This is a genomic window from Streptomyces sp. NPDC001068, from assembly GCF_042897315.1.
Lineage (GTDB): Bacteria > Actinomycetota > Actinomycetes > Streptomycetales > Streptomycetaceae > Streptomyces.
The window spans coordinates 74,160-95,164 of sequence record NZ_JBIAYD010000013.1; the positions used below are offsets into that span (position 1 = coordinate 74,160).

Here is a 21,005-nt window from a genome sequence, read left to right on the forward strand (position 1 = left end):
GGCAGATGTTTTACCCATCTGGTGTTGCATTACCCCAGATGGGTGTAATGTCGCATTAATCCATTCGTGAACCAGGAAGAGCGCTCCTCGCGGTGCCGCCACTGGTCACCCAGACAGCGAACGCCACGGAACGCCGTGGTCCCAGGGCCACGCCGTGGGGGGAGTGCACCATGGACTCCAGACATCTGTTCATCGGCGGACGCTGGGTGCCCGCGTCCGGCGATCGCGTCATCAACGCCGTGTCCGCGAGTACCGGCGATCACCTCGGCGCCGTGCCCGCCGGTTCCCGGGACGACATCGACCGGGCGGTGGGAGCCGCTCGCGCCGCCTTCGACGCACCGGCCGGGTGGGCCTCCTGGAGCACCGCACGCCGCGCGGACGCCATGATCCGTCTCGCGGCCGCGCTCGAGGCCAGGCAGGGCGCTACGGCCGACGCCGTCAGCGCGCAGAACGGCATGCCGATCACGGTGTCCCGGTCCTTCGAGGGCGTGGTGCCACCGGCCCTGCTGCGCTACTACGCGGCGCTGGCCGACAGCGTGCCGCGCGAGGAAGTACGCACCGGACTGCCCCGGGGCACCACCCTGGTGCGCCGGGAACCCGTGGGCGTCGTGGCCGCCGTCATGACCTGGAACTTCCCCCAGACCATCGCCTTCTTCAAGATCGCCCCGGCGCTGGCGGCCGGATGCGTCCTCGTCCTCAAACCGGCACCGGAGACGGTCCTCGACTCGGTGCTGCTCGCGGAGGCGGTCGAGGAGGCGGGCATCCCCGACGGCGTGATCAACATCGTTCCGGGCGGCCGCGACACCGGCGCGTACCTGGTCTCCCACCCCGGTGTCGACAAGGTGTCGTTCACCGGATCCACCCGGGCGGGGCGCGAAGTGGCCCTCGCATGTGCCCGGTTGCTCCGGCCGGTGACCCTGGAACTGGGCGGCAGGTCGGCCGCGGTCGTCCTGGAGGACGCCGATCTCGCCGCGCACGCCGAGCAGTTCTTCATGGCCGCCCTGCTGAACAACGGGCAGACCTGCTTCGCGAGCGCCAGGATCCTGGCCCCCCGCACCCGGTACCGGGACGTGGTCGAGTTCTGTACGGCGACGGCACGGGACGCGGTCGTCGGCGACGCGCTCGACCCCGGCACCCGGATCGGCCCGCTCGTCAGCCGGCGCCAGCGCGAACGGGTGCTGGGATACATCAGGACCGGCCGCGACGAGGGTGCCCGGCTCACCACCGGGGGAGGCAGGCCGCCCGGGCTCGACCGGGGCTGGTTCGTCGAACCCACCGTCTTCGCCGATGTCGACAACGCCTCGACCATCGCGCAGGAGGAGATCTTTGGCCCGGTCCTCACCGTCACCCCCTACGACGGCGAGGACGAGGCGGTGCGCCTCGCGAACGAGTCGCTGTACGGGCTCGCCGGCACCGTCTGGACCGCGGACCCGGAGCACGGCGCCCGGGTGGCCGCCCGGATCCGGACCGGCACCGTCGGCCTCAACGGCTATCTGCCCGACCTCACCTCCCCCTACGGGGGCAGGAAGGACAGCGGGCTCGGCACCGAGCTGGGGCCCGAGGGGCTCCAGGCGTACCAGCAGTTCCAGTCGATCTACCACCCCTGAGGCGGCGGCCGCCATGACCCCCACGGCAACCGAGGGATTCGACCACGTCGTCGTCGGCGCGGGCAGCGCGGGCTGTGTGCTCGCGGACCGGCTCAGCCGTGACGACCGCGTACGCGTCCTGCTCCTCGAAGCGGGCGGCCCCGACACCGACGAACTGATCCGCGTTCCGGCCGCGTTCGGGATGCTCTTCGGATCACCCGTGGACTGGGCCTACCGGACGGTCGGACAGGCCGGTGCCGGGCGTTCGTTCGCCTGGCCGCGCGGCAGGACGCTGGGCGGCTCGTCCTCCACCAACGTCATGATCTACAGCCGTGGCGACCGGCACGACTACGACGGCTGGCGCGACGAGCACGGCGCGAAGGGGTGGGGCTTCGACGACGTTCTGCCCTACTTCGTGAGGTCCGAGTCGAACGGCCGGCTCGGCGTGCCCTACCACGGTACGGACGGCCCCCTGCACGTCGAGGACCGCGTCTACACCCATGAGCTCTCGCAGTGCTGGCTGGACGCGGCCGTGGCATGGGGGGCGGACCCGAACGACGACTTCGCGGGCGCGTCCGCGCACGGCGCCGGCCGGTACCAGGTGACCTGCCGGAACGGGCGGCGCTGGTCCGCGGCCGACGCCTATCTGCGGCCCGCCCTCGGCCGCCCGAATCTCACGGTGCGCACGGGCGCCGTCGCGACGGGGATCACCCTCGACGGATCACGCGCGGCCGCCGTCACGTACCTCCAGGACGGACGCCGGCTGAGGGTCCACGCGGACCGGGAGATCCTGCTCTGCGGCGGATCCGTCAACTCGCCCCAGTTGCTGCTCCTGTCGGGCGTAGGCGATCCCGGCGAACTGCACGACGTGGGGATCAGGACCCGCGTCGCGCTGCCGGGGGTCGGGCGGAACCTCCAGGACCATCTGATGACTCCCGTCGTCTGGGAGACCCGGGGCGCCACCGACATCGTCCGGGACCTGCTGACGCCGGACAACCTGGAGCGGTGGCGGGCGCACGGCGACGGGCCCTTCGCCTCCAACTACGGTGAGGTCGGGGCCTTCCTCGACGTCACGGACGGCACCGGACGTCCCGACGTGCAGTTGGTGGGTGGGGCCACGGCGCTCATCCTCGGCGGCGCCGAGGTGCCCGACCGGCCGGTGTTCACCATGAACTGCTACCCCCTGAGGCCACGGACCCGCGGCACCGTCCGTCTGGCGTCGGCCGATCCACTGGACCCGCCGCTCATCGACCCCCGGTACTTCGACGCGCCGGAGGACCTGGCGGTCATGATCGCCGGACTCGGAGCGGTCCTGGACATCGCCCGGCGGGCGCCCTTCGCGGGGCACCTGGCCCGCCCGTACCTGCCGGCCGGTGACGGTCCGGACCGGCCGGCCGCGATGGACGACGCGGCGCTCGAGGACCACGTCCGCAGGTGGAGCGCCACCGGTTATCACCCGGTGGGCACCTGTGCCATGGGAACCGGCGAGGACTCCGTCGTCGGCCCCGACCTGGAGGTCCACGGGGTCGAGGGCCTCCGTGTCGTCGACGCGTCCGTGATGCCGGCGGTGGTCGGCGGGAACACCAACGCCCCCACGATCATGATCGCCGAGAAGGCGGCCGACCTGATCGGGCAGTGACGTCACCCGGCGGCTCCGCATGCGACCGGGCGGACCGGGGGCTGTGGCCTGTGGCCGGGGCTGTGGCTGTGGTGCGTGCCCGTGATCCGGGGCCCGAGCCCGTGGCCCGTGGCCCGTGGTCCGTGGTCCGTGGTCCGCGCACGGTCCGGCGGACCGGGGCAGGACGGGCCCCGGCTGCCCCGTACGGCGGGCGCAGGATCGATACGTCTGTTCCCGTGCGGGTGACACCACGCGTCACGGGGCCGCGGCCGGGGGATGGCGCACACGGATCCAGCCAACGCGCCGGGTGACGGTTGCCCGGAGCGCCGTCGGCCTGCCGGACAGAAAGACGATTCATGCGCCTTCGCCACACCGCTGCCGCCGTCCTCGGCGCGCTCGCCCTCGTCGTCACGCAGTCTGCGTCCGCGAGTGCCGCCACCGGCGACTTCTCCTACCGGTTCGTCGGGCTCGACGGCACGCCGCAGTCGGCCACCTTCCACGATCCGCAGGGCCCCGGCTGCGTGGTCCTCCCCGAGGTCGCCGACCCGGCCTCCTCGGAGCCCGCCTTCGCCCCGCACAACGACACCGACGAATGGGTGGTCGTGTTCACCGCCCCCGACTGCACCGGCGACTCCTGGACGCTGCGCCCGCACGGGCGTCCCGCCACGGACAGGCTCACACTGCGTTCGGTCTTCCTGACCGGACGCAAGTGACCCGACGGCCCTCCGCCCGAAGGTCCTCCGCCCGACGCCCCGCCCTGGTGTCCGGTACCCGCTGACCGACCGGGCCCCGGGGCCTTCGGCCGTCCGCCACCGCGCTTCCCGCGCGGTGCCGGACGGCCGGGGCACGGGCGCCCGCCACCCGTGATCACGCCCGGTTACTATGCTCACTTCGTGCCGGAGACCGGTGCCGGGAAGGCACCCGGGCCGGCCGTCGATCGCGAAGTCGAAGAGACAGGTGGCCTGGCGAAGTGTTGGAAGAGGTCGTCGCGACCCGCTACATCACGCCCCTGCGTGAGGGTGGCTCACTGCCGGGACTCGTCGAGGCCGACGACTTCGGGACGTACGTCCTGAAGTTCGCCGGCGCGGGTCAGGGCCGCAAGACACTGGTCGCCGAGGTGGTCTGCGGGGAACTCGCCCGCCGGCTCGGGTTCCGCATGCCCCGTCTGGTCACCGTCGAGGTGGACCCGGTGCTGGGGCTCGGCGAACCGGAACAGCAGGTCCAGGACCTGCTGCGGGGCAGCGGCGGCACCAACCTCGGCATGGGCTTCCTCTCCGGTGCCCTCGGCTTCGACCCGCTGGCCTTCGCGGTGGGCCCCGAGGAGGCCGGGCGGATCGTCTGGTTCGACGCGCTGATCAACAACGTCGACCGCTCGTGGCGCAACCCCAACCTGCTGGTGCACCGCGGCGACCTGTGGCTCATCGACCACGGCGCCACCATGATCTGGCAGCACAACTGGCCCGCCGCCGAGGCCTCCGCCGCGCGCCCCTACGATGCCGCCGCCCACGCCCTGAGCGCCTTCGCCCCCGATGTCTTGGCGGCCGCGGCCGAGTTGGCGCCGCTGGTCACCGAGGACCTGCTCGCCGAGGTCACCGCCGAGGTCCCGGACGTGTGGCTGGCCGACGAGCCCGGCTTCGACACCCCCGACGACCTGCGACGGGCCTATGCCCGGCCGCTGCTCGCCCGGGCCGCCGTCATCCACGACCGCATCACCGGCATCGAGCCCCGCACCGAGGGAGCCAAGTGAGCCAGACCCACATCCATGTGGCCGGACATGTGGTCGAGCGCCACATCACCCGATCCGGCCAGGGCGGCGACCGGGACGTCTTCGAGTACGCCCTGCTGCGTGTCGTGCCCCGTGTGGAGCGGGGCGAGTGCATCAACGCGGGCGTGATCGTCTACTGTCGGGCCAAGGCGTACGTCGGCGCGCGCACCCATCTGGACGAGGCCCGGCTGCTCGCCCTGGACCCGGACGCGGACCCGGCCGGGGTGCGGGCCGCGCTCGGCGCGGTCGAGGCCGTCTGCGCGGGCGGCGCGGCGGCCGGGCACGCGGCCGGCGACGACCCGGGGCGGCGCTTCCGCTGGCTCGTCGCGCCCCGCTCGACGGTCGTGCAGCCGGGTCCCGTGCACACCGGACTCACCCTCGACGCGGCGGCCGAGACCGAGCGGTTGCTCGATCTCCTGGTGAGGTAATGGATCACACCCGCGCGGTGTGACGTTGACACCGGGTGCCAGGGCTTCTAGCGTCACGTCTACTGAAGGTACTAAGCGGTCGCTCACCGCAGGGCGGGCTCCGTGAGCGGGCTCACCCGATCAGGTTCTCTCAAGGGCGAGGAGACACAGGAATGTCCACCACAGAGCAGCGGGTCGCGGTCGTCACGGGTGCCGCGCGCGGTATCGGCGCGGCCACCGCCGTACGACTGGCCGCCGAGGGCCGCGCGGTCGCCGTCGTCGACCTCGACGAGGCCGCCTGCAAGGACACCGTCGAGAAGATCACCGCGGCCGGCGGCAAGGCGATCGCGGTCGGTGCCGACGTCTCCGACGAGGCCCAGGTCGCCGCCGCGATCACCCGGGTGGCCGAGGAGCTCGGCGCCCCGACCATCCTGGTCAACAACGCCGGCGTGCTCCGCGACAACCTGCTGTTCAAGATGTCCGCGTCCGACTGGGACACGGTCCTCAACGTCCACCTGCGCGGCTCCTTCCTGATGACGAAGGCCGTCCAGCAGCACATGGTCGAGGCCGGCTGGGGCCGGGTCGTCAACCTGTCCTCCTCCTCCGCGCTCGGCAACCGCGGCCAGGCCAACTACTCCGCCGCCAAGGCCGGTCTGCAGGGCTTCACCAAGACCCTCGCCATCGAACTCGGCAAGTTCGGCATCACCGCCAACGCCGTCGCCCCGGGCTTCATCGCCACCGAGATGACCAAGGCCACCGCCGAGCGCGTGAAGATGGGCTTCGAGGAGTTCAAGGCCGCCGCCGCCACCCAGATCCCGGTGCAGCGCGTCGGCGAGCCCGAGGACATCGCCAACGCCATCGCCTTCTTCACGAACGAGGCGGCCGGCTTCGTCTCCGGCCAGGTGCTGTACGTGGCCGGCGGACCGCTGGACTAGCGGGCGCCACGGACTCACCAGGGACTATCGAGGATCACGCACATGACTGAACTGCCCGAGCTCTCCGGCAAGGTCGCCATCGTCACCGGCGCCAGCCGCGGCATCGGCTACGGCGTCGCCGAGGCGCTGATCGCCCGCGGCGACCGGGTCGCCATCACCGGCCGCAACGAGGACACGCTGAAGGAGGCCGTGCAGAGCCTCGGCTCCGAGCGGGTCATCGGCGTCGCAGGCAAGGCGCACGACCTGGACCACCAGAGCGAGGTCGTCGCGCGCACCATGGAGGCCTTCGGACGCGTCGACTTCCTGGTCAACAACGCCGGCACCAACCCGGTGTTCGGCCCGATCGCCGACGTCGACCTGGACGTGGCCCGCAAGGTGTTCGAGACCAACGTGGTCTCGGCCCTCGGCTTCGCCCAGAAGACCTGGCACGCCTGGCAGAAGGAGAACGGCGGCGCCATCGTCAACATCGCCTCCGTCGCCGGTCTGTCGGCCTCGCCGTTCATCGGCGCGTACGGCATCAGCAAGGCCGCGATGATCAACCTGACCCAGCAGCTGGCGCACGAGTTCGCGCCGCGCGTCCGGGTCAACGCGATCGCGCCCGCGGTCGTCAAGACCAAGTTCGCGGAGGCGCTCTACGAGGGCCGGGAGGCGGAGGCCGCCGCGGGCTACCCGCTCCAGCGGCTCGGCGTGCCCTCGGACATCGGCGGCGCGGCCGCGTTCCTGACCTCCGGGCAGTCCGACTGGGTCACCGGTCAGACCCTCGTCGTGGACGGCGGCATCTTCCTCAACGCCGGCGTCGCCTGACGGTACGGCAGATCGTCGCGCTCGCCACCGGGCGTCGTCTTCGTCACAGACATTTCGTCTGGGAAATGGCGGAAACGGCGCCCGGATCGTCGTCCGGGATCCACCCGGCCGATTGACAACGTCGTCATATCACATTCGATCAACGCCCGTGTTTCCGGGGCGGTTCGAGGAGGACAACGCTGCGGTATGGTCTGCCGCCGACCCCTGGTACGGCGGACCGAGGAGCGAGCGCGTGTTCAACCGCAAGCGAGGCCTTCGAAGAGCGGCCGCTGCCGCGTCCCTGTCCCTGGTGGCCGGCTGCGGTGTGTTCTCCGGCAGCGGTTCGAAGGGCGAGCCGATCGTCGTCGGGACCACCAGCGCCCCCAGCACCCTGGACCCCGCCGGTTCCTGGGACGGCTCCTGGGAGCTGTTCCGGAACATCTACCAGACGCTGCTCGCCTACCCCGACGGCGCCACCACCCCGCAGCCCGACGCCGCCGAGAAGTGCGCCTTCACGGACTCCGGCAACCGCACCTACCGCTGCGAGCTGCGCCCGGACCTGAAGTTCTCGGACGGCGACACGCTCGACGCGCGGGCCGTCAAGTACTCCATCGACCGGATCCGGACCGTCGCCGCGCCCAGCGGACCCGCCGGACTGCTCGGCAGCCTCGACGAGGTGCGGACCGTCGGCGACCGCGAGGTGGTGTTCCACCTCAACAAGGCCGACACCACCTTCCCGTTCGTCCTCGCCACCCCGGCCATGTCCATCGTCGACCCCGACGACTACCCGGCCCACTCGCTGCGCGAGGACGACTCGGTGCACGGCTCCGGCCCGTACACACTGAAGTCCTACGACGACGGCAAACGGGCCGTACTCGTGCGCAACGACCGCTACCGGGGCTTCGCCGACCGGCAGAACGACGCGGTGACCATCCGCTACTTCCGGGACTCCTCGACCATGGTCAAGGCCCTGCGCTCCGGGGACATCGACGTCACCTACCGCGGCCTCGCCGCCTCCGACATCGTCGCGCTGGAGGCGCACGACGACACCGAGCTGCAACTGGTCGACGGCACCGGCACCGACATCAGCTACCTGGTGTTCAACCCCAGGGACCCGTGGGCGAGGACGCCCGCCGTACGCAAGGCCGTCGCCCAGCTCGTCGACCGCGCGTCGATCACCCACAGCGTCTACAAGGACACCGTCGACCCGCTCTACTCCATGGTCCCGGCGGGTCTCACCGGCCACGGCACCGGCTTCTCCGACACCTACGGCGCCCCCAGCGCCGCCAAGGCCCGCAAGATCCTCACCGACGCCGGGATCACCCGGAAGGTCCCGCTCACCTTCTGGTACACCACCGACCGCTACGGCTCCGAGACCGCCCTCATGTTCCAGGAGCTCAAGCAACAGCTCGACGAATCGGGGCTGTTCGCCATCACGCTCCGGAGCCGGCCCTGGAAGACCTACGTCGTCGGCTACCAGAAGGGCGAGTACCCAGTGTTCGGACGCGGCTGGTTCCCGGATTTCCCCGACGCGGACAACTTCATCGCCCCCTTCGTCGGCGAACAGAACGCCCTGGGGACGCCTTACCCGTCACCCGTCATCACCGGCAGGCTGCTGCCCGAGTGGCGTAGCGAGAGCGACCGCGGCGAGGCCGTCAGGCAGTTCAAGCAGGCCCAGCAGATCCTCGTCGACGACGCCCGGCTGATCCCGCTGTGGCAGGGGCGGCAGTACATCGCCGCGAGCGTCGACGTCTCCGGCGGCGAGCAGGCGCTGGACCCGTCGACGATCATGATGATGTGGACGCTGCACCGCAAGACCAGCTGGTGAGCCGGTGCGCGAGGGCGATTGTCAGTGGCCGCCTGTAGGTTCTTCGTCATCGGCAGGAACCGCAAGTGACCGTAGATCGTGAGGACGTTGACGTGACCGACATCGCCATGCTGCCCGAGTCCTGGCGCGGGGTTCTGGGCGACGAACTGCAGCAGCCCTACTTCAAGGAGCTGACCGAGTTCGTCGAGGAGGAGCGGGCGAACGGCCCTGTCTATCCGCCCCGCGAGGAGGTCTTCGCCGCGCTGGAGGCCACGCCCTACGAGCAGGTCAAGGTGCTGGTCCTCGGGCAGGACCCCTACCACGGCGAGGGCCAGGGCCACGGCCTGTGCTTCTCGGTCCGCCCCGGGGTGCGGATCCCGCCGTCCCTGCGGAACATCTACAAGGAGATGAAGGGCGAGCTCGGCTGGGAGGAGACGCCGGACAACGGCTATCTGATGCCGTGGGCCCAGCAGGGCGTCCTGCTGCTCAACGCGGTGCTCACGGTCCGCGCCGGTGAGGCCAACTCCCACAAGAACAAGGGCTGGGAGAAGTTCACGGACGCCGTGATCCGCGCGGTCGCCGAGCGGCCCGACCCCGCGGTCTTCGTCCTGTGGGGCGGCTACGCGCAGAAGAAGCTCCGGCTCATCGACGAGACCCGGCACGTGGTGGTCCAGGGCGCCCACCCGTCCCCGCTGTCCGCGAAGAAGTTCTTCGGCTCCCGGCCCTTCACGCAGATCGACGAGGCGGTCGCGGCCCAGGGCCACGAGCCGATCGACTGGCGGATCCCGAACCTGGGCTGAGCGCCGGGCGGTCCCGCGCAGCCACGGGGGCCGGCAGGGGGGCCGATGGCTGGGGGGCCATCGGGCCGCTGGAGGAGGGGTGCCTGGGGGGGCCGGGGGAGGGGTGCCGGGGGGAGGGGCCGCTGGCGGGGGGGGCGAGCATCGGGGGGCCGGGGCGAGCGTCGGGTGGGGGCTCGGACGGCGCTGCGGTCGCGGGAGCGGTCGGCTTCCGCGCGGCTCGCGTGCGGTCCCGTGTGCCGCCCGCGCGCGGCCCCCGTGCCAGGCGGCGGAGCGCTCGGGCTTTCGGTCCGGGACGTGCGGGAGGCTCGGCCGAAGGGCGGGCCCGCGGACGGGGACACGTCGGGTCCGGGGCGGGTCGGATGGCCCGGCCGGCCCCGCGGGCGGTTAGCGTCGTCGCAGACAGCCGGAGAGCTGGGAGGAAGCGGTGGCGGAGCGACAGGAGCGCACGGCACCCGATGCCGTGCTCACACGGATCGGGCAGGTCGTGATGCTGCACCACGCCGGGGACCGCGAGGAGGCCCGCCGGCGTCTGCTCGACCTGTGGACGGAGCTCGGCGAACACGGCGAGCCGCTGCACCGCTGCACCCTGGCGCACTACCTGGCTGACACCCAGGACGACCCGTCCGACGAACTCGCCTGGGACCTGCGGGCGTTGTCGGCGGCGGACGAGGCCGAGGGCGCGGTGGGGCTGCGCGGCTTCTACCCCTCGCTGCACCTGAACCTCGCCGCCGACTACGTCAAGCTGGGCCGGGCCGAGGCCGCCCGCACCCATCTGCGCCGGGCCAGGGGAGCGGCCACGGCCCTCGGTGACGACGGGTACGGAGACGGGGTGCGGGCCGCGATCAGCCGCCTGGAACTGCGGCTGGCAGAGGACGACACGCCGGACGGCGACTCCTGGGGCCCGCCCGGTCAGCGGTCGAACTGAGGGCTGTCCCGTGATCCCCGGTGGGTCGGCGCACGGCGTCGGACGCGGTGCGTCGCAAGGCGGAGGGTCTTCCTCGTACCGGGCGTATCAGGGCGACCCCGGCAACGCTGCGAGGTGGCGTGGCTGTCGTCGTGCGCCCGCCGGGGATCACGGGACAGCCCTCAGGTCCGGTGCGTCAACGTCCGTACGTCTGCTCGCAGATCCGTGCCTGGGGGCTGTCGGAGGGCCAGCCGCCGTACTGGGTGCCGAGGCCGCACACGTCCGGTGGATTGGGCACGGACCCGGAGAGACCGGGGGTGCCGGGCTGCGGACCGCGCGCTCGCGGGGGGTGGGGACGCGGGGCGGCCGCGTCCGGGCCGGGGGCGCGGTGCACGGCCCGGGGCGTCGGCGCGGGGGCGTGGACGGCCGGCGGTGAGGTCCGGCGGGCCGGGCGGGAGGGGCGGGACGGTCCGACCATCTCCAGGGCTTCCTTGGCCGGCGCCTGCACCACCCGTGGCTCGGCGGTGCCGTCCGGTCGGGGCACCGACGGCTGCAAGGGCGCCGTACCGGGCGGCGGGCCGGGCGCCGCGGGGCGCTGGACCGTCACGCAACCGGAGAGGGTCGAGACGGTCACGGTGACCAGGAGCGCTGCGATGGTGGTCGTTCGATGCACCCGCGCAACTCTGCTGGGTTCGCGCGGAGGCTGACACCGCCGACGGGAGTTCGGTGCCCCGCCCGGGTGATCTCGTACCCCGTACGAGGGGCCGGCGGGTGCCAGGCTGACGTCAGTCGCCGGTCGCACCGTCGATGCGCTCCCGGATCAGGTCGGCGTGGCCGTTGTGCCGGGCGTACTCCTCGATCATGTGGGTGTGGATCCAGCGCAGGCTGATCCGCTGCCCGGTGCGCCGGTGGCGGCCCTTGGAGAGGTCGTCCAGGCCGAAGCCGGCCGCGTTGCGCCGGGCGGCCTCGATCTCGGCCTGCCAACGGGCGTGGGCATCCTCCCAGGTGTCCGTGTCGGCGTGATGGAAGTCGGCGTCCGGGTCCTGCTCGGTCCAGTAGAGCGGGGGCGCCGCCTCGTCGGCGAGGACCCTGCGGTACCAGGACCGCTCCACGTCGGTCATGTGCCGCACCAGCCCCATCAGGGACATCGGGGACGGCTCCACGGACGCGGTCCTGAGCTGGGCGTCGGTCAGGCCCTCGCACTTCACCGCGAGGGTCTGCCGGTGGAAGGCCAACCAGTCCTCCAGCGAGGTGCGTTCGTCGGCGTCGAAGGCGGGCTCACGGCGTTCCGTCGTCATGCCCGGCATCCTCGCCCATACCGCCCGGTCCCACCACGGATTATCGGCCCGTATGCTTCCGGACAGGCACGTAGGCAACCGCGAGAGGGAGCGTCAGTGAAGGTCGGCTGCATCGGACTCGGCGACATCGCGCGCAAGGCGTATCTGCCGGTGCTGGGCGCCCTGCCGGGTCTCGAACTCCATCTCCAGACCCGCACCCCGGCCACCCTCACCGAGGTCGCCGACGGGCTCCGGCTGCCCGCCGACCGCCGGCACGCCACCCTCGACGACCTCCTCGCCCAGGACCTCGACGCGGCCTTCGTGCACGCGCCCACCGACGTCCACCCCGAGATCGTCACCCGGCTCCTGGAGGCGGGTGTACCGACCTACGTCGACAAGCCGCTCGCCTACCGGCTCGACGACTCCGCACGCCTCGTCGCCCTCGCCGAGGCCCGGGAGGTGTCGCTGTTCGTCGGCTTCAACCGGCGGTACGCCCCCGGATACGTGCAGTGCGCCGACCACCCGCGCGAGCTCGTCCTGATGCAGAAGAACCGCGTGGGGCTGCCCGAGGAGCCGCGCGCGATGATCCTCGACGACTTCATCCACGTCGTCGACACGCTCCGCTTCCTGGCTCCCGGCCCGGTCGACGACATCACCGTGCGCGCCCGGGCCGCCGGGGGCCTGCTGCACCACGTGGTCCTCCAGCTCTCCGGGGACGGCTTCACCGCGCTCGGCGTGATGAACCGGCTCAGCGGCTCGGCGGAGGAGATCCTGGAGGTGTCCGGGCAGGACACCAAGCGTCAGGTCGTCAACCTCGCCGAGGTGATCGACCACAAGGGGCAGCCGACGCTCCGGCGACGCGGCGACTGGGTGCCGGTCGCCCGCCAGCGCGGCATCGAACAGGCCGTGCTCGCCTTCCTCGACGCCGTACGCGCCGGCAAGGTGCTCAGCGCCCGGGACGCACTGGCGACTCATGAGCTGTGCGAGCACGTGGTACGAGAGGTCCGGCGGCACCCCGGCGCAGCCTGAGCGCCCGCAGCCGCAGCACCTCGCCCGCGCAGAAGCCGGCCAGCACCAGCAGCGCGCCGTCCACCGTCCAGTCTCCGTACCGCACGAACGGCGTGACCCCGCGGGCGACCGGCACCGTGTAGACCCGCGCCGTACTGGCGTCCGTGCCCAGCCACGGGCCCAGTCGCTCCCCGTCCGGGCCGTACACGGCGGAGACCCCGGTCAACGTGGCGTGGACCATGGTGCGGCCGGTCTCGGCGGCCCGCAGCGCGGCCAGTGAGGCGTGCTGTTCGGGCGCCCAGCTGTGCTGGAACGAGGACGTCGACGTCTGGCCCACCAGGACCTCGGCGCCGTCCGCGGCGAGATGCCGGCTCATGTCGGGGAACGCGGTCTCGAAACAGACCATGGGTCCGATCCGCAGTCCGTGGCCGACGTTCATCACGACCTGCTCGGTGCCCCGGCGCCGGTCCTCGCCGGCCGCCCTGCCGACCGAGGTGGCCCAGCCGAGCAGCGAACGGGCCGGTATGTACTCGCCGAACGGAACCAGCCGCATCTTGTCGTACCGGTCCCCGGTCGGGCCGTCCGCGCCCACCAGGAGGGAACTCTTGTAGATGCCGGGCCGGTCGGAGCGCCTGGCGTCCACGTTGACCAGGATGTCCGCGCCGGTCTCCCGGGCCAGCGCGGCGAGCCGCCGGGCCAGGTCGGGCCGGTCACCGAGGTCGTACCCGACGCTGCTCTCGCCCCAGACGACCAGGTCGGGACGGTGCCCGGCCAGTTGCCTGGTCAGCCGCTCCTCCAGGTCGAAGCGCCGGTCACCGCTGTCGCTGCCGTCGACGACACCGGGCTGCACGACGGCGATCCGGACCTCGCCGTCCACGTCCGGTCGCGGCGACCAGACCCAGGCGGCGGAGGTGGCCGCGGCCGTCGCCACCAGCGAGGCCAACGCGGGCACCCGCGCCGCGCGCACCGCGACGAGCACCGTCAGCGCCACGTTGACGGCCACGACCAGGAAACTCAGCAGCCACACACCGCCCACGGAGGCCAGCCGCAGCGCGGGCGTCACCTGCCACTGGGTGGCGCCGAGCATGCCCCACGGGCCGCCCAGCCCCTGCCAGGACCGCACCAGCTCCACCGCCAGCCAGCCCGACGGCAGGACCAGCACGGCGACCGCGGCCCGGCCCGGTGACGGGGTGCCGCCCAGCAGCCGGCGGGTCACCACCCCCCAGGGCGCCCACAGGACGCTGAGCAGCCCGGCGATCAGGAAGATGAAGACGTGCAGGCTCGGCAGCAGCCAGTGGTGCACGGCGACCATGAACCCGAACCCGCCGCTCCAGCCGTCCGCCGCCGCCCGCCGCCCGGTCGGCGCCGAGCGGGCCAGCAGCAGCCAGGGGACCAGGGCGACATAGGCGAACCACCACAGGGCCGGCGCGGGAAAGGCCAGTACGGGCAGTGCGCCCGCGAGCGCCGCCACGCAGGAACGCCGCCAGGGGGAGGTGAGCCAGCGCTCGACGGTCCTCATGCGTCGCCTCCTGCTCGCGGGTCCTTCCAGTGTGCGGGAACGGCGGGGATCTCCGACAGGGGGCACGGGCGCGGGGTCAGTCCGGTACGGCCGCCGCCTGCCGCACGCTCATCCCGCGCCACTTCTCCTCGACGACCACCTGGCGCAGCCGCCAGCCGTCCCGGGTGCGCAGGAAGGCGAAGGCGTAGCGGCCGCCGCACACGAAGTCCGGGGCGGTGGAGGTCTCGTCGCCCCCGGCGAACCGCATGGGGTTGATGTAGTCGGCCTGGAGGCGGGCCGTGTCCCCGCTGTCGTGCTCCAGGACGCCGAACCGCACCTGGCGGTTGACGATCAGATGCTGCCGCATCGAGAACAGGGTCAGGTTCTCCGACAGCCATCCGGCAACCTGTCCCGCGTCGCCCTCGATCCCGCCGGCCGAGCGGTAGTCGGCCCGCCCGTCCGCGGTGAACAGTCTGCGGTACGCCATCCAGTCCCCGTCGTCGACGGCCACCGCGTAGTCGGTGACCAGTCCGTCGACGGCCAGCCGGTCCATCACGGTCGCGAGCTCCACGCGCTGCGTCATCGGCTCAGTGTTGGGTACGGGGCGGACACAGCCAAGGGGTGCGGGCGATATGCGGGTGATATTCGGCGATGTTCGCACCGGACCGGTGCCGGGCTCGGTCGTGTGCGCGACCGACGGGCCCGAAGGGAACGCGGGTTCGGTGGGGCCGGTCGGGTCGCGGCCGCCGGAGTCCGGGACCGTGCCGGGACCCCCGGAGTCCGGAACCGCACCGGGACCCCGGTGGTCCGTCTCCGGTGGGCCGGCCGCCGACTCCGGGCCGGCCGCTCGCGCGCCCGCCGGACCGGCCTCCGCCGCGGTGACCGGCGGATCCGTGCCCCCGGTGCCGCCCGCCGTAGGATCGTCGTCCCGTCCTTCCCAGGAGGTTCGCATGGCACGTCCCGTCACCGTCGTCACCGGTGGAAGCCGTGGTATCGGTGCCGCGACCTGTCTGCGGCTGGCCGCCGACGGGCATGACGTCGTGATCGGGTACGTCCGGGACGCCGGTGCCGCCGAGACGGTCGCGGACGCGGTACGCGAGGGTGGGGCGCGCTGTGTCGCCGTACCGGTCGACACGGCCGTGGAAGCCGATGTGGAGCGGCTGTTCGACACGGCGGAACGGGACCTGGGCGCCGTCACCGGACTGGTCAACAACGCCGCGGTGACCGGCCCGTTGGGACGCCTGGTGGATGCGGACGGCGCCGATCTGCGCCGGGTCGTCGAGGTCAACCTGCTGGGCGCGCTGCTGTGTTCGCGGCGGGCGGCCCGGCTGATGGCCGCGCGGGGGAGCGGGGCGATCGTCAACGTGTCCTCGGCGGCGGCCACGCTCGGCAGCCCCGGCGAGTACGTCCACTACGCGGCCACGAAGGCGGCGGTCGACGCGCTGACCGTGGGCCTCGCCAAGGAGCTCGGTCCGGACGGGGTGCGGGTCAACGCGGTCGCACCGGGGGCCGTCGACACCGACATGCATGCCGCGATGGGCGAGCCGGGACGAGCCCAACGGATCGGTGCCACGGTGCCGTTGGGGCGGCCGGCCCGACCGGAGGAGATCGCAGCCGCCATCGCCTGGCTGCTCTCGCCGGAGGCGTCCTACACGACGGGCGCGGTGCTGCGGGTCTCCGGCGGGCGCTGAACCCGGTCGCCGGTCAGGCCGCCTCGATGATCCGGGCGCGGATCGCCTCGGCCCACTCGACCACCAACTGCTCGTACTCCGCCCGTTCCTGTGCCGACAGCGTGCCGCCCGTACGCAGCCACAGGGCCCGGATGAGGTCGTTGACCTCGGCGGCGGACCGTGCGGAACCAGGGGTTCGGGAATCGGGGGACATACCGAACAGCCTAGGGGTAAGAACTGACCGTGCGCCACCGGGCGGCTACGCAGACCGTATGGGGTTGGTCACGGGTGACACCGTCAACGGGGCGCCGTTCCTTGGCATTTGCCGGGTGAGTGTTCGCGGCACGGACCCGGCGGCACGCCGCTGCGCTGGCCTTCCCCGCCCCGGAGCCGGTCCGGCGCTTCCGGCACCCCGAGGACGGGCGGGCTTGCGGGGTTGGCCGAGATGAGTCGCACGCGCGCCGGACACCCGCTGCTCGGCTCCGCCGGCCGTGCGGGGGATATCCGCTGGGTCCGCACGGCCGGGGGCCGTAGCCTCTCCGCATGACGAACGAGGACGCACGCGCCGTGCGGGAGGACCTACGCCGGGCGCAGGAGGACGCACGCGCGGTGCAGGCGGCCGTCGACGGGGAGTTGCGGCTTCTCGATCCCGAGGTGCGGGCCTGTCCGGACCGGGTCCTGGAGCTCCTCGACCCGGAGTTCACCGAGATCGGCGCGTCCGGCCGCCGCTGGGACGCGGTGTCGATCCTCACGGCGACCAGCGACGGATCGGTGACGCCCGAGTCGCCGGTCCGGGTGAGCGAGATGTCCGGCACCGTGCTCGCCCCGGGCATCGTCCATCTGACGTACTTCGCGGACAGCCAGGGGCGCCTGGCCCGGCGCAGCTCCCTGTGGCGGCTGACGGAGACCGGTTGGCGGGTCTACTTCCACCAGGGCACTGCGGCCGCCTGACCCCGTCACCCGTGAAGGGCGCGGCGCCGGTACACGGTGTTCGGCGTCCGCCCGCCGACTCCGGGGCGCGGATCCCGGGTCCGCCGACGGCACGGCACGGCGCCTGGCGAGGGCCGGCCGGTCCGGGCAGGCCGTGCCGGACCCGCGGCTCAGGCCGCAGGGCCCGTTCGGCGTTCCCGTCCGCCTCGTGTCCGCTCTCGGCGCGAGGCCGCGCTCCGGGCGGGACGGGGACGGCCGGACACGGTCTATCCGGCCGACTCCGCCGCGTGCGGGCTCAGTACGTCCGCCGAGACCAGGGCGATGATCACGATGCCGAGGGCGATGCGGTACCAGACGAACGGCATGAAGCTCTTGTTGGAGATCCACTTCATGAACCACGCGATGACGGCGTATCCGGAGGCGAACGCGATCACCGTGGCGAACAGCGTGGGTCCCCAGGCGACATGGCCCTCGCCCACCGAGTCCTTGACCTCGAAGGCACCGGAGGCGAGGACCGCCGGAACCGCCAGCAGGAAGGAGTAACGGGCCGCCGCCTCACGCTTGTAGCCCATGAACAGGCCGCCGCTGATGGTCGCCCCGGAGCGGGAGACGCCGGGGATCAGGGCGCAGGCCTGGCAGAGGCCGTAGACGAGGCCGTCCTTCACGCTCAGGTTCTCCAGCGTCTTGCGCTGCTTGGGCGCCCGGTGCCGGCCGCCCTTCTCGTCGCGGGCGGCCAGCCGGTCGGCGACGCCGATGACGATGCCGACGACGACGAGCATGGTCGCCGTGATCCGCAGGTCGCGGAAGGGACCCTCGATCTGGTCCTTGAGCGTCACGCCGAGCAGCCCGATCGGGATCGATCCGACGATCACCAGCCAGCCCATCTTGGCGTCGTGGTCGCCCCGCGTCGCCTTGTCGAACAGCGACCGGAACCAGGCCGAGACGATCCGCCCGATGTCCTTGCGGAAGTAGATGAGGACCGCGGCCTCCGTGCCGATCTGGGTGATCGCCGTGAAGGCCGCGCCGGGGTCCCGCCAGCCGGAGAAGGCCGCGGTCAGCCGCAGATGCGCACTGGAGGAGACGGGCAGGAACTCGGTCAGCCCCTGGACGAGTCCGAGGATCAGCGATTCAAACCAAGACATGAAGGTACGGCGTCCCAGGGGTGAGAGAGGCTGGTGGGCACGCGGCGCGCGTGATCATGCGTGTGCAACGGCAGCGTAGCGGGCGGCGGCGGCCGGGCGGACACAGGGGTTCGGCGGGGGACGGGCGTGAGGGGGTGTTGACCGCCCCGGGCGCCGCCGCTTACGTTTCCCCAGGAGAAAGCGCTTGCTCCCCGGAGGTCGGAGTGCGGGCGCGGCGCACGCCGGGCGACGGTTCGCGCCCATCGTCGGTCCCAGCCGGAGGAGCGCTGATCACGTCCATGCCCCGCACGCCCCACGCCGCCGGCGCCGCGAGCCCGTTCGCCGGCCGCCGGATCCGGGCCGCCGTCGTCGGCGCCGGCGCCATCGGGCGCGGCTCCCATCTGCCCGCGCTGGCCCGGCTGGCCGCGGAGGGCGAGACCGAGGTCGTCGCCGCCGTTGACATCGATGCCAGAGCCGTCGAGGCGTTCGGCGCCGAGGCCGGCATCCCGCACGCCTACACCGATCTGGACCGGATGCTCGCCGAGCAGCGGCCCGACCTGGTCACCATCGGCACGCCGCCGACCCTGCACCGGGACCAGACGGTGGCCGCGCTGCGGGCCGGCGCCTGGGTGTGGTGCGAGAAGCCGCCGGTGCCCTCGCTCGCCGACTTCGACGCCATCGAGGCGGAGGAGGGCACCGACGGCGGCCCGTACGCCTCGATCGTCTTCCAGCACCGGTTCGGCTCCGCCGCCACCCACGTACGGCGGCTGCTGGCCGAGGGGTCGCTGGGCCGCCCCCTGGTCGCCCACTGCCAGACCACCTGGTACCGGGACACCGCCTACTACGCCGTGCCCTGGCGGGGCCGCTGGGCGACCGAGGGCGGCGGCCCGGCGATGGGCCACGGCATCCACCAGACGGACCTCCTCCTCGACCTGCTCGGGCCGTGGCGCGAGGTCCGCGCGATGGCGGCCCGGCTGGTGCACGACGTGGAGACCGAGGACGTCTCCACCGCACTGGTCCGGTTCGAGAGCGGTGCCCTGGCGACCGTCGTCAACAGCGTGCTCAGCCCCGACGAGGTCAGCCGCATCCGCGTCGACTGCGAGCGGGCCACCGTCGAACTCACCCATCTCTACGGTCACTCGAACGCGAACTGGCAGGTCACCCCGGCCCCGGGCGTCCCGGCCGCCGAGGCGGCGGCCTGGCGGGACTTCGGCCCGGACGTGCCCAGCTCGCACCTGGCGCAGCTGCGCGAGCTGATCGCCGCCATGCGCGCGGGGGAGCGGCCGCGCGGCAGCGGCGCCGACGGGCGCACGAGCCTGGAGCTGATCACCGCGCTGTACAAGGCCGCGTTCACCGGAGCCACCGTACGTGCGGACGGGATCGGGCCCGGAGATCCTTATTACACGGTCCTGCACGGAGGTGCCCCGGGCTGGGCGCCGGCCGGGCGCGAGGAGGTGCCCGCGTGAGCGGCGAGCTGCGGATCACGCACACCCACGGCGACCGGATCACCGTGACCGAGCCGGTCACCGGGGTGCGGCTCCTCGTCTACGTCTACCGGCCCGAGGCGGCCTGGGAGGCCCCCAAGCCCTATCTGCACCCGATCCGCACCCTCGCCGGGGACGTCGTCACCGACTACCGGCCCAACGACCACCGCTGGCACAAGGGCCTGTCGCTGACCGCCTCGCACCTGTCCGGCGCGAACCTGTGGGGCGGCAACTCCTATGTGCACGGCGAGGGTTACCTCGTCCTGCCGGAGCGGGTCGGCTCGATGCGGCATGCCGGCTTCGACGAGCTGTCCGCCGCGGACGGCCGGCTGGTCGTCGCGGAGCGGCTGACCTGGCATCCGCACGAGGGCACCCGGTGGGCCGAGGAGCGGCGGCGCATCGAGGTCCAGGACGTCGACCCCGGGGCCGGCACCTGGGCGCTGACCTGGTCCAGTGCCGTCACCAACGTCCGCGGCGAGCCGCTCCGGTTCGGCAGCCCGACCACGGCGGGCCGCGAACAGGCCGGCTACACAGGTCTGTTCTGGCGTGGTCCGCGGGCCTTCAGGGGCGGCCGGATCATCGGGCCCCGGGGCGAGGGACCCGGGCTGATGGGCTCCCAGTCGTCGTGGCTGGCCCTGTCCGGCGAGCACGACGGCGCCGACGGCCACGCCACCGTGGTCTTCCAGCACGCCCCCGAGAACGACCACACGGGCGCGGGAGGCGGCCACCCGGCGCACTGGTTCGTGCGCAACGACCCGTTCGCCGGCATCGCCCCGTCCTGGGCCTTCCACGACGAACTCGAACTGGCCCCGGGCGACACCCTCCGACGCCGCTACCGGATGGTCGTCGCGCACGGCTCCTGGGAGCGCGCGGACATCGCCTCCTACCTGGAGGCGCATCCGTGGTGAACGGCGGGGGATCCGGGTTCGCGGGGCTGCCGGGCGGGATCGCGGTCTCCCGTCCGTGCGCCTACGACTGGCCCGACGCGGACGGGGCGCGCGGCGGAACTCCCCATCCGCACCTGGCGGGTTCGGAGGTGTACGTGGTCACCGGCGGCCGGGGCGCGGCGCTGACGCTGCCGCCGCGCTACCCGGCCGACCCGCGGACGTACGCCTCGGTGACCGCGGTCCCGGCGGACGCGGCGGAGGCCGAGCGGGAGCGGTCATCTCGCGGGCGCTGTCGTACAGGCCGAACAGCCCTTGAGCAGGGCCGGTTCGGGATGTGCGGGCGGCTGGACGTGTACCGGCAGGGGCAGTAGGGGTGCAGTGGGCGGCAGGGCGCGGACGGTTTCGGACCGTCCGCGCTCTGCCGTATGCGCCCTGTCGTCCGCGCCCTGCCGTGTGAGCGCGGCCGTGGCCGGGGGCCGGCACCCGCCCGCCCCGGAGACGGTTGGATTTTCCTACTCACGGAGT

22 protein-coding genes are annotated in these 21,005 nt (G+C 72.8%); 16 read left to right on the top strand and 6 right to left on the bottom strand.

Translation table 11 applies throughout. The annotated features are described in order from the left end of the window. Positions 1 to 170: 170 nt before the first annotated feature. The 10 genes from ACFY3I_RS33135 (at position 171) to ACFY3I_RS33180 (ending at position 10,626) form a co-directional block, all read left to right on the top strand. Positions 171 to 1,607 (top strand): aldehyde dehydrogenase, encoded by a 1,437-nt coding sequence (locus tag ACFY3I_RS33135; protein ID WP_390864722.1) that lies wholly within the window; start codon positions 171 to 173, stop codon positions 1,605 to 1,607. 13 nt (positions 1,608 to 1,620) lie between these two features. Continuing rightward, entirely contained in the window at positions 1,621 to 3,225 is a 1,605-nt protein-coding gene (locus tag ACFY3I_RS33140) for a GMC family oxidoreductase (RefSeq protein WP_390864723.1), read from the top strand. A 335-nt stretch (positions 3,226 to 3,560) separates the two neighbouring features. Continuing rightward, positions 3,561 to 3,917 (top strand): hypothetical protein, encoded by a 357-nt coding sequence (locus ACFY3I_RS33145; protein WP_390864724.1) that lies wholly within the window; start codon positions 3,561 to 3,563, stop codon positions 3,915 to 3,917. 257 nt (positions 3,918 to 4,174) lie between these two features. Beyond that, positions 4,175 to 4,951, top strand: a complete 777-nt coding sequence (locus ACFY3I_RS33150; protein WP_390864725.1) for a HipA family kinase — start codon at positions 4,175 to 4,177, stop codon at positions 4,949 to 4,951. Further along, positions 4,948 to 5,397, top strand: a complete 450-nt coding sequence (locus tag ACFY3I_RS33155; RefSeq protein WP_365285084.1) for a DUF3037 domain-containing protein — start codon at positions 4,948 to 4,950, stop codon at positions 5,395 to 5,397. The genes ACFY3I_RS33150 and ACFY3I_RS33155 overlap by 4 nt, the downstream gene beginning before the upstream one ends. A gap of 152 nt (positions 5,398 to 5,549) precedes the next feature. Beyond that, the gene (gene fabG, locus ACFY3I_RS33160; protein ID WP_390864726.1) at positions 5,550 to 6,311 is read left to right on the top strand and encodes a 3-oxoacyl-ACP reductase FabG; all 762 of its coding nucleotides are present in this window, start codon (positions 5,550 to 5,552) and stop codon (positions 6,309 to 6,311) included. Positions 6,312 to 6,353: 42 nt separating this feature from the next. After that, entirely contained in the window at positions 6,354 to 7,115 is a 762-nt protein-coding gene (locus ACFY3I_RS33165; protein WP_390864727.1) for an SDR family oxidoreductase, read from the top strand. A 232-nt stretch (positions 7,116 to 7,347) separates the two neighbouring features. Further along, on the top strand, positions 7,348 to 8,922 hold the full coding sequence (locus ACFY3I_RS33170; RefSeq protein WP_390864728.1) for an ABC transporter substrate-binding protein: 1,575 nt from the start codon (positions 7,348 to 7,350) through the stop codon (positions 8,920 to 8,922). 92 nt (positions 8,923 to 9,014) lie between these two features. Continuing rightward, complete coding sequence (gene ung, locus ACFY3I_RS33175; RefSeq protein WP_365285444.1) at positions 9,015 to 9,701, top strand: uracil-DNA glycosylase; 687 nt, start codon at positions 9,015 to 9,017, stop codon at positions 9,699 to 9,701. Positions 9,702 to 10,125: 424 nt separating this feature from the next. After that, positions 10,126 to 10,626 (top strand): hypothetical protein, encoded by a 501-nt coding sequence (locus ACFY3I_RS33180; RefSeq protein ID WP_365285092.1) that lies wholly within the window; start codon positions 10,126 to 10,128, stop codon positions 10,624 to 10,626. Between the two features lie 175 nt (positions 10,627 to 10,801). On the opposite strand, the gene ACFY3I_RS33185 is transcribed toward ACFY3I_RS33180, so the two are convergent. Both ACFY3I_RS33185 and ACFY3I_RS33190 read right to left on the bottom strand, forming a co-directional pair. Then, positions 10,802 to 11,278 carry a hypothetical protein gene (locus ACFY3I_RS33185; RefSeq protein ID WP_390864729.1) on the bottom strand — a complete coding sequence of 159 codons (477 nt, stop codon included), beginning with the start codon at positions 11,276 to 11,278 and terminating at the stop codon, positions 10,802 to 10,804. A gap of 112 nt (positions 11,279 to 11,390) precedes the next feature. Beyond that, complete coding sequence (locus tag ACFY3I_RS33190; protein WP_390864730.1) at positions 11,391 to 11,903, bottom strand: DinB family protein; 513 nt, start codon at positions 11,901 to 11,903, stop codon at positions 11,391 to 11,393. A gap of 96 nt (positions 11,904 to 11,999) precedes the next feature. Here ACFY3I_RS33190 and ACFY3I_RS33195 point away from each other — a divergent pair, with 96 nt between their 5' ends. Then, positions 12,000 to 12,911, top strand: a complete 912-nt coding sequence (locus ACFY3I_RS33195) for a Gfo/Idh/MocA family oxidoreductase (RefSeq protein WP_365285098.1) — start codon at positions 12,000 to 12,002, stop codon at positions 12,909 to 12,911. On the opposite strand, the gene lnt is transcribed toward ACFY3I_RS33195, so the two are convergent. Continuing rightward, positions 12,829 to 14,409, bottom strand: coding sequence for an apolipoprotein N-acyltransferase (lnt, locus tag ACFY3I_RS33200; protein WP_390864731.1), 1,581 nt, complete (start codon positions 14,407 to 14,409; stop codon positions 12,829 to 12,831). The genes ACFY3I_RS33195 and lnt overlap by 83 nt on opposite strands. Positions 14,410 to 14,485: 76 nt before the next feature. Then, the gene (locus tag ACFY3I_RS33205; protein WP_365285102.1) at positions 14,486 to 14,971 is read right to left on the bottom strand and encodes a nuclear transport factor 2 family protein; all 486 of its coding nucleotides are present in this window, start codon (positions 14,969 to 14,971) and stop codon (positions 14,486 to 14,488) included. A gap of 367 nt (positions 14,972 to 15,338) precedes the next feature. Here ACFY3I_RS33205 and ACFY3I_RS33210 point away from each other — a divergent pair, with 367 nt between their 5' ends. After that, complete coding sequence (locus ACFY3I_RS33210) at positions 15,339 to 16,079, top strand: SDR family oxidoreductase (protein WP_390864732.1); 741 nt, start codon at positions 15,339 to 15,341, stop codon at positions 16,077 to 16,079. 13 nt (positions 16,080 to 16,092) lie between these two features. Here ACFY3I_RS33210 and ACFY3I_RS33215 read toward each other — a convergent pair whose 3' ends face one another. Continuing rightward, positions 16,093 to 16,272 (bottom strand): hypothetical protein, encoded by a 180-nt coding sequence (locus ACFY3I_RS33215; RefSeq protein ID WP_365285106.1) that lies wholly within the window; start codon positions 16,270 to 16,272, stop codon positions 16,093 to 16,095. 395 nt (positions 16,273 to 16,667) lie between these two features. On the opposite strand from ACFY3I_RS33215, the gene ACFY3I_RS33220 reads away from it, so the two are divergent. Next, positions 16,668 to 17,009 (top strand): DUF4440 domain-containing protein, encoded by a 342-nt coding sequence (locus tag ACFY3I_RS33220; RefSeq protein ID WP_390864919.1) that lies wholly within the window; start codon positions 16,668 to 16,670, stop codon positions 17,007 to 17,009. Positions 17,010 to 17,254: 245 nt separating this feature from the next. Here the strand turns inward: ACFY3I_RS33220 and ACFY3I_RS33225 are convergent, their stop codons facing one another. Next, on the bottom strand, positions 17,255 to 18,130 hold the full coding sequence (locus tag ACFY3I_RS33225) for an undecaprenyl-diphosphate phosphatase (RefSeq protein WP_365285108.1): 876 nt from the start codon (positions 18,128 to 18,130) through the stop codon (positions 17,255 to 17,257). Between the two features lie 278 nt (positions 18,131 to 18,408). Here ACFY3I_RS33225 and ACFY3I_RS33230 point away from each other — a divergent pair, with 278 nt between their 5' ends. The 3 genes from ACFY3I_RS33230 to ACFY3I_RS33240 are packed head-to-tail and all read left to right on the top strand — an operon-like array spanning position 18,409 to position 20,851. Further along, entirely contained in the window at positions 18,409 to 19,575 is a 1,167-nt protein-coding gene (locus tag ACFY3I_RS33230) for a Gfo/Idh/MocA family protein (protein WP_390864733.1), read from the top strand. Continuing rightward, positions 19,572 to 20,501, top strand: coding sequence for a PmoA family protein (locus tag ACFY3I_RS33235; protein WP_365285112.1), 930 nt, complete (start codon positions 19,572 to 19,574; stop codon positions 20,499 to 20,501). The genes ACFY3I_RS33230 and ACFY3I_RS33235 overlap by 4 nt, the downstream gene beginning before the upstream one ends. Further along, the gene (locus ACFY3I_RS33240; protein WP_390864734.1) at positions 20,495 to 20,851 is read left to right on the top strand and encodes a hypothetical protein; all 357 of its coding nucleotides are present in this window, start codon (positions 20,495 to 20,497) and stop codon (positions 20,849 to 20,851) included. Before ACFY3I_RS33235 ends, ACFY3I_RS33240 begins: the two co-directional genes overlap by 7 nt. Positions 20,852 to 21,005 lie beyond the last annotated feature (154 nt).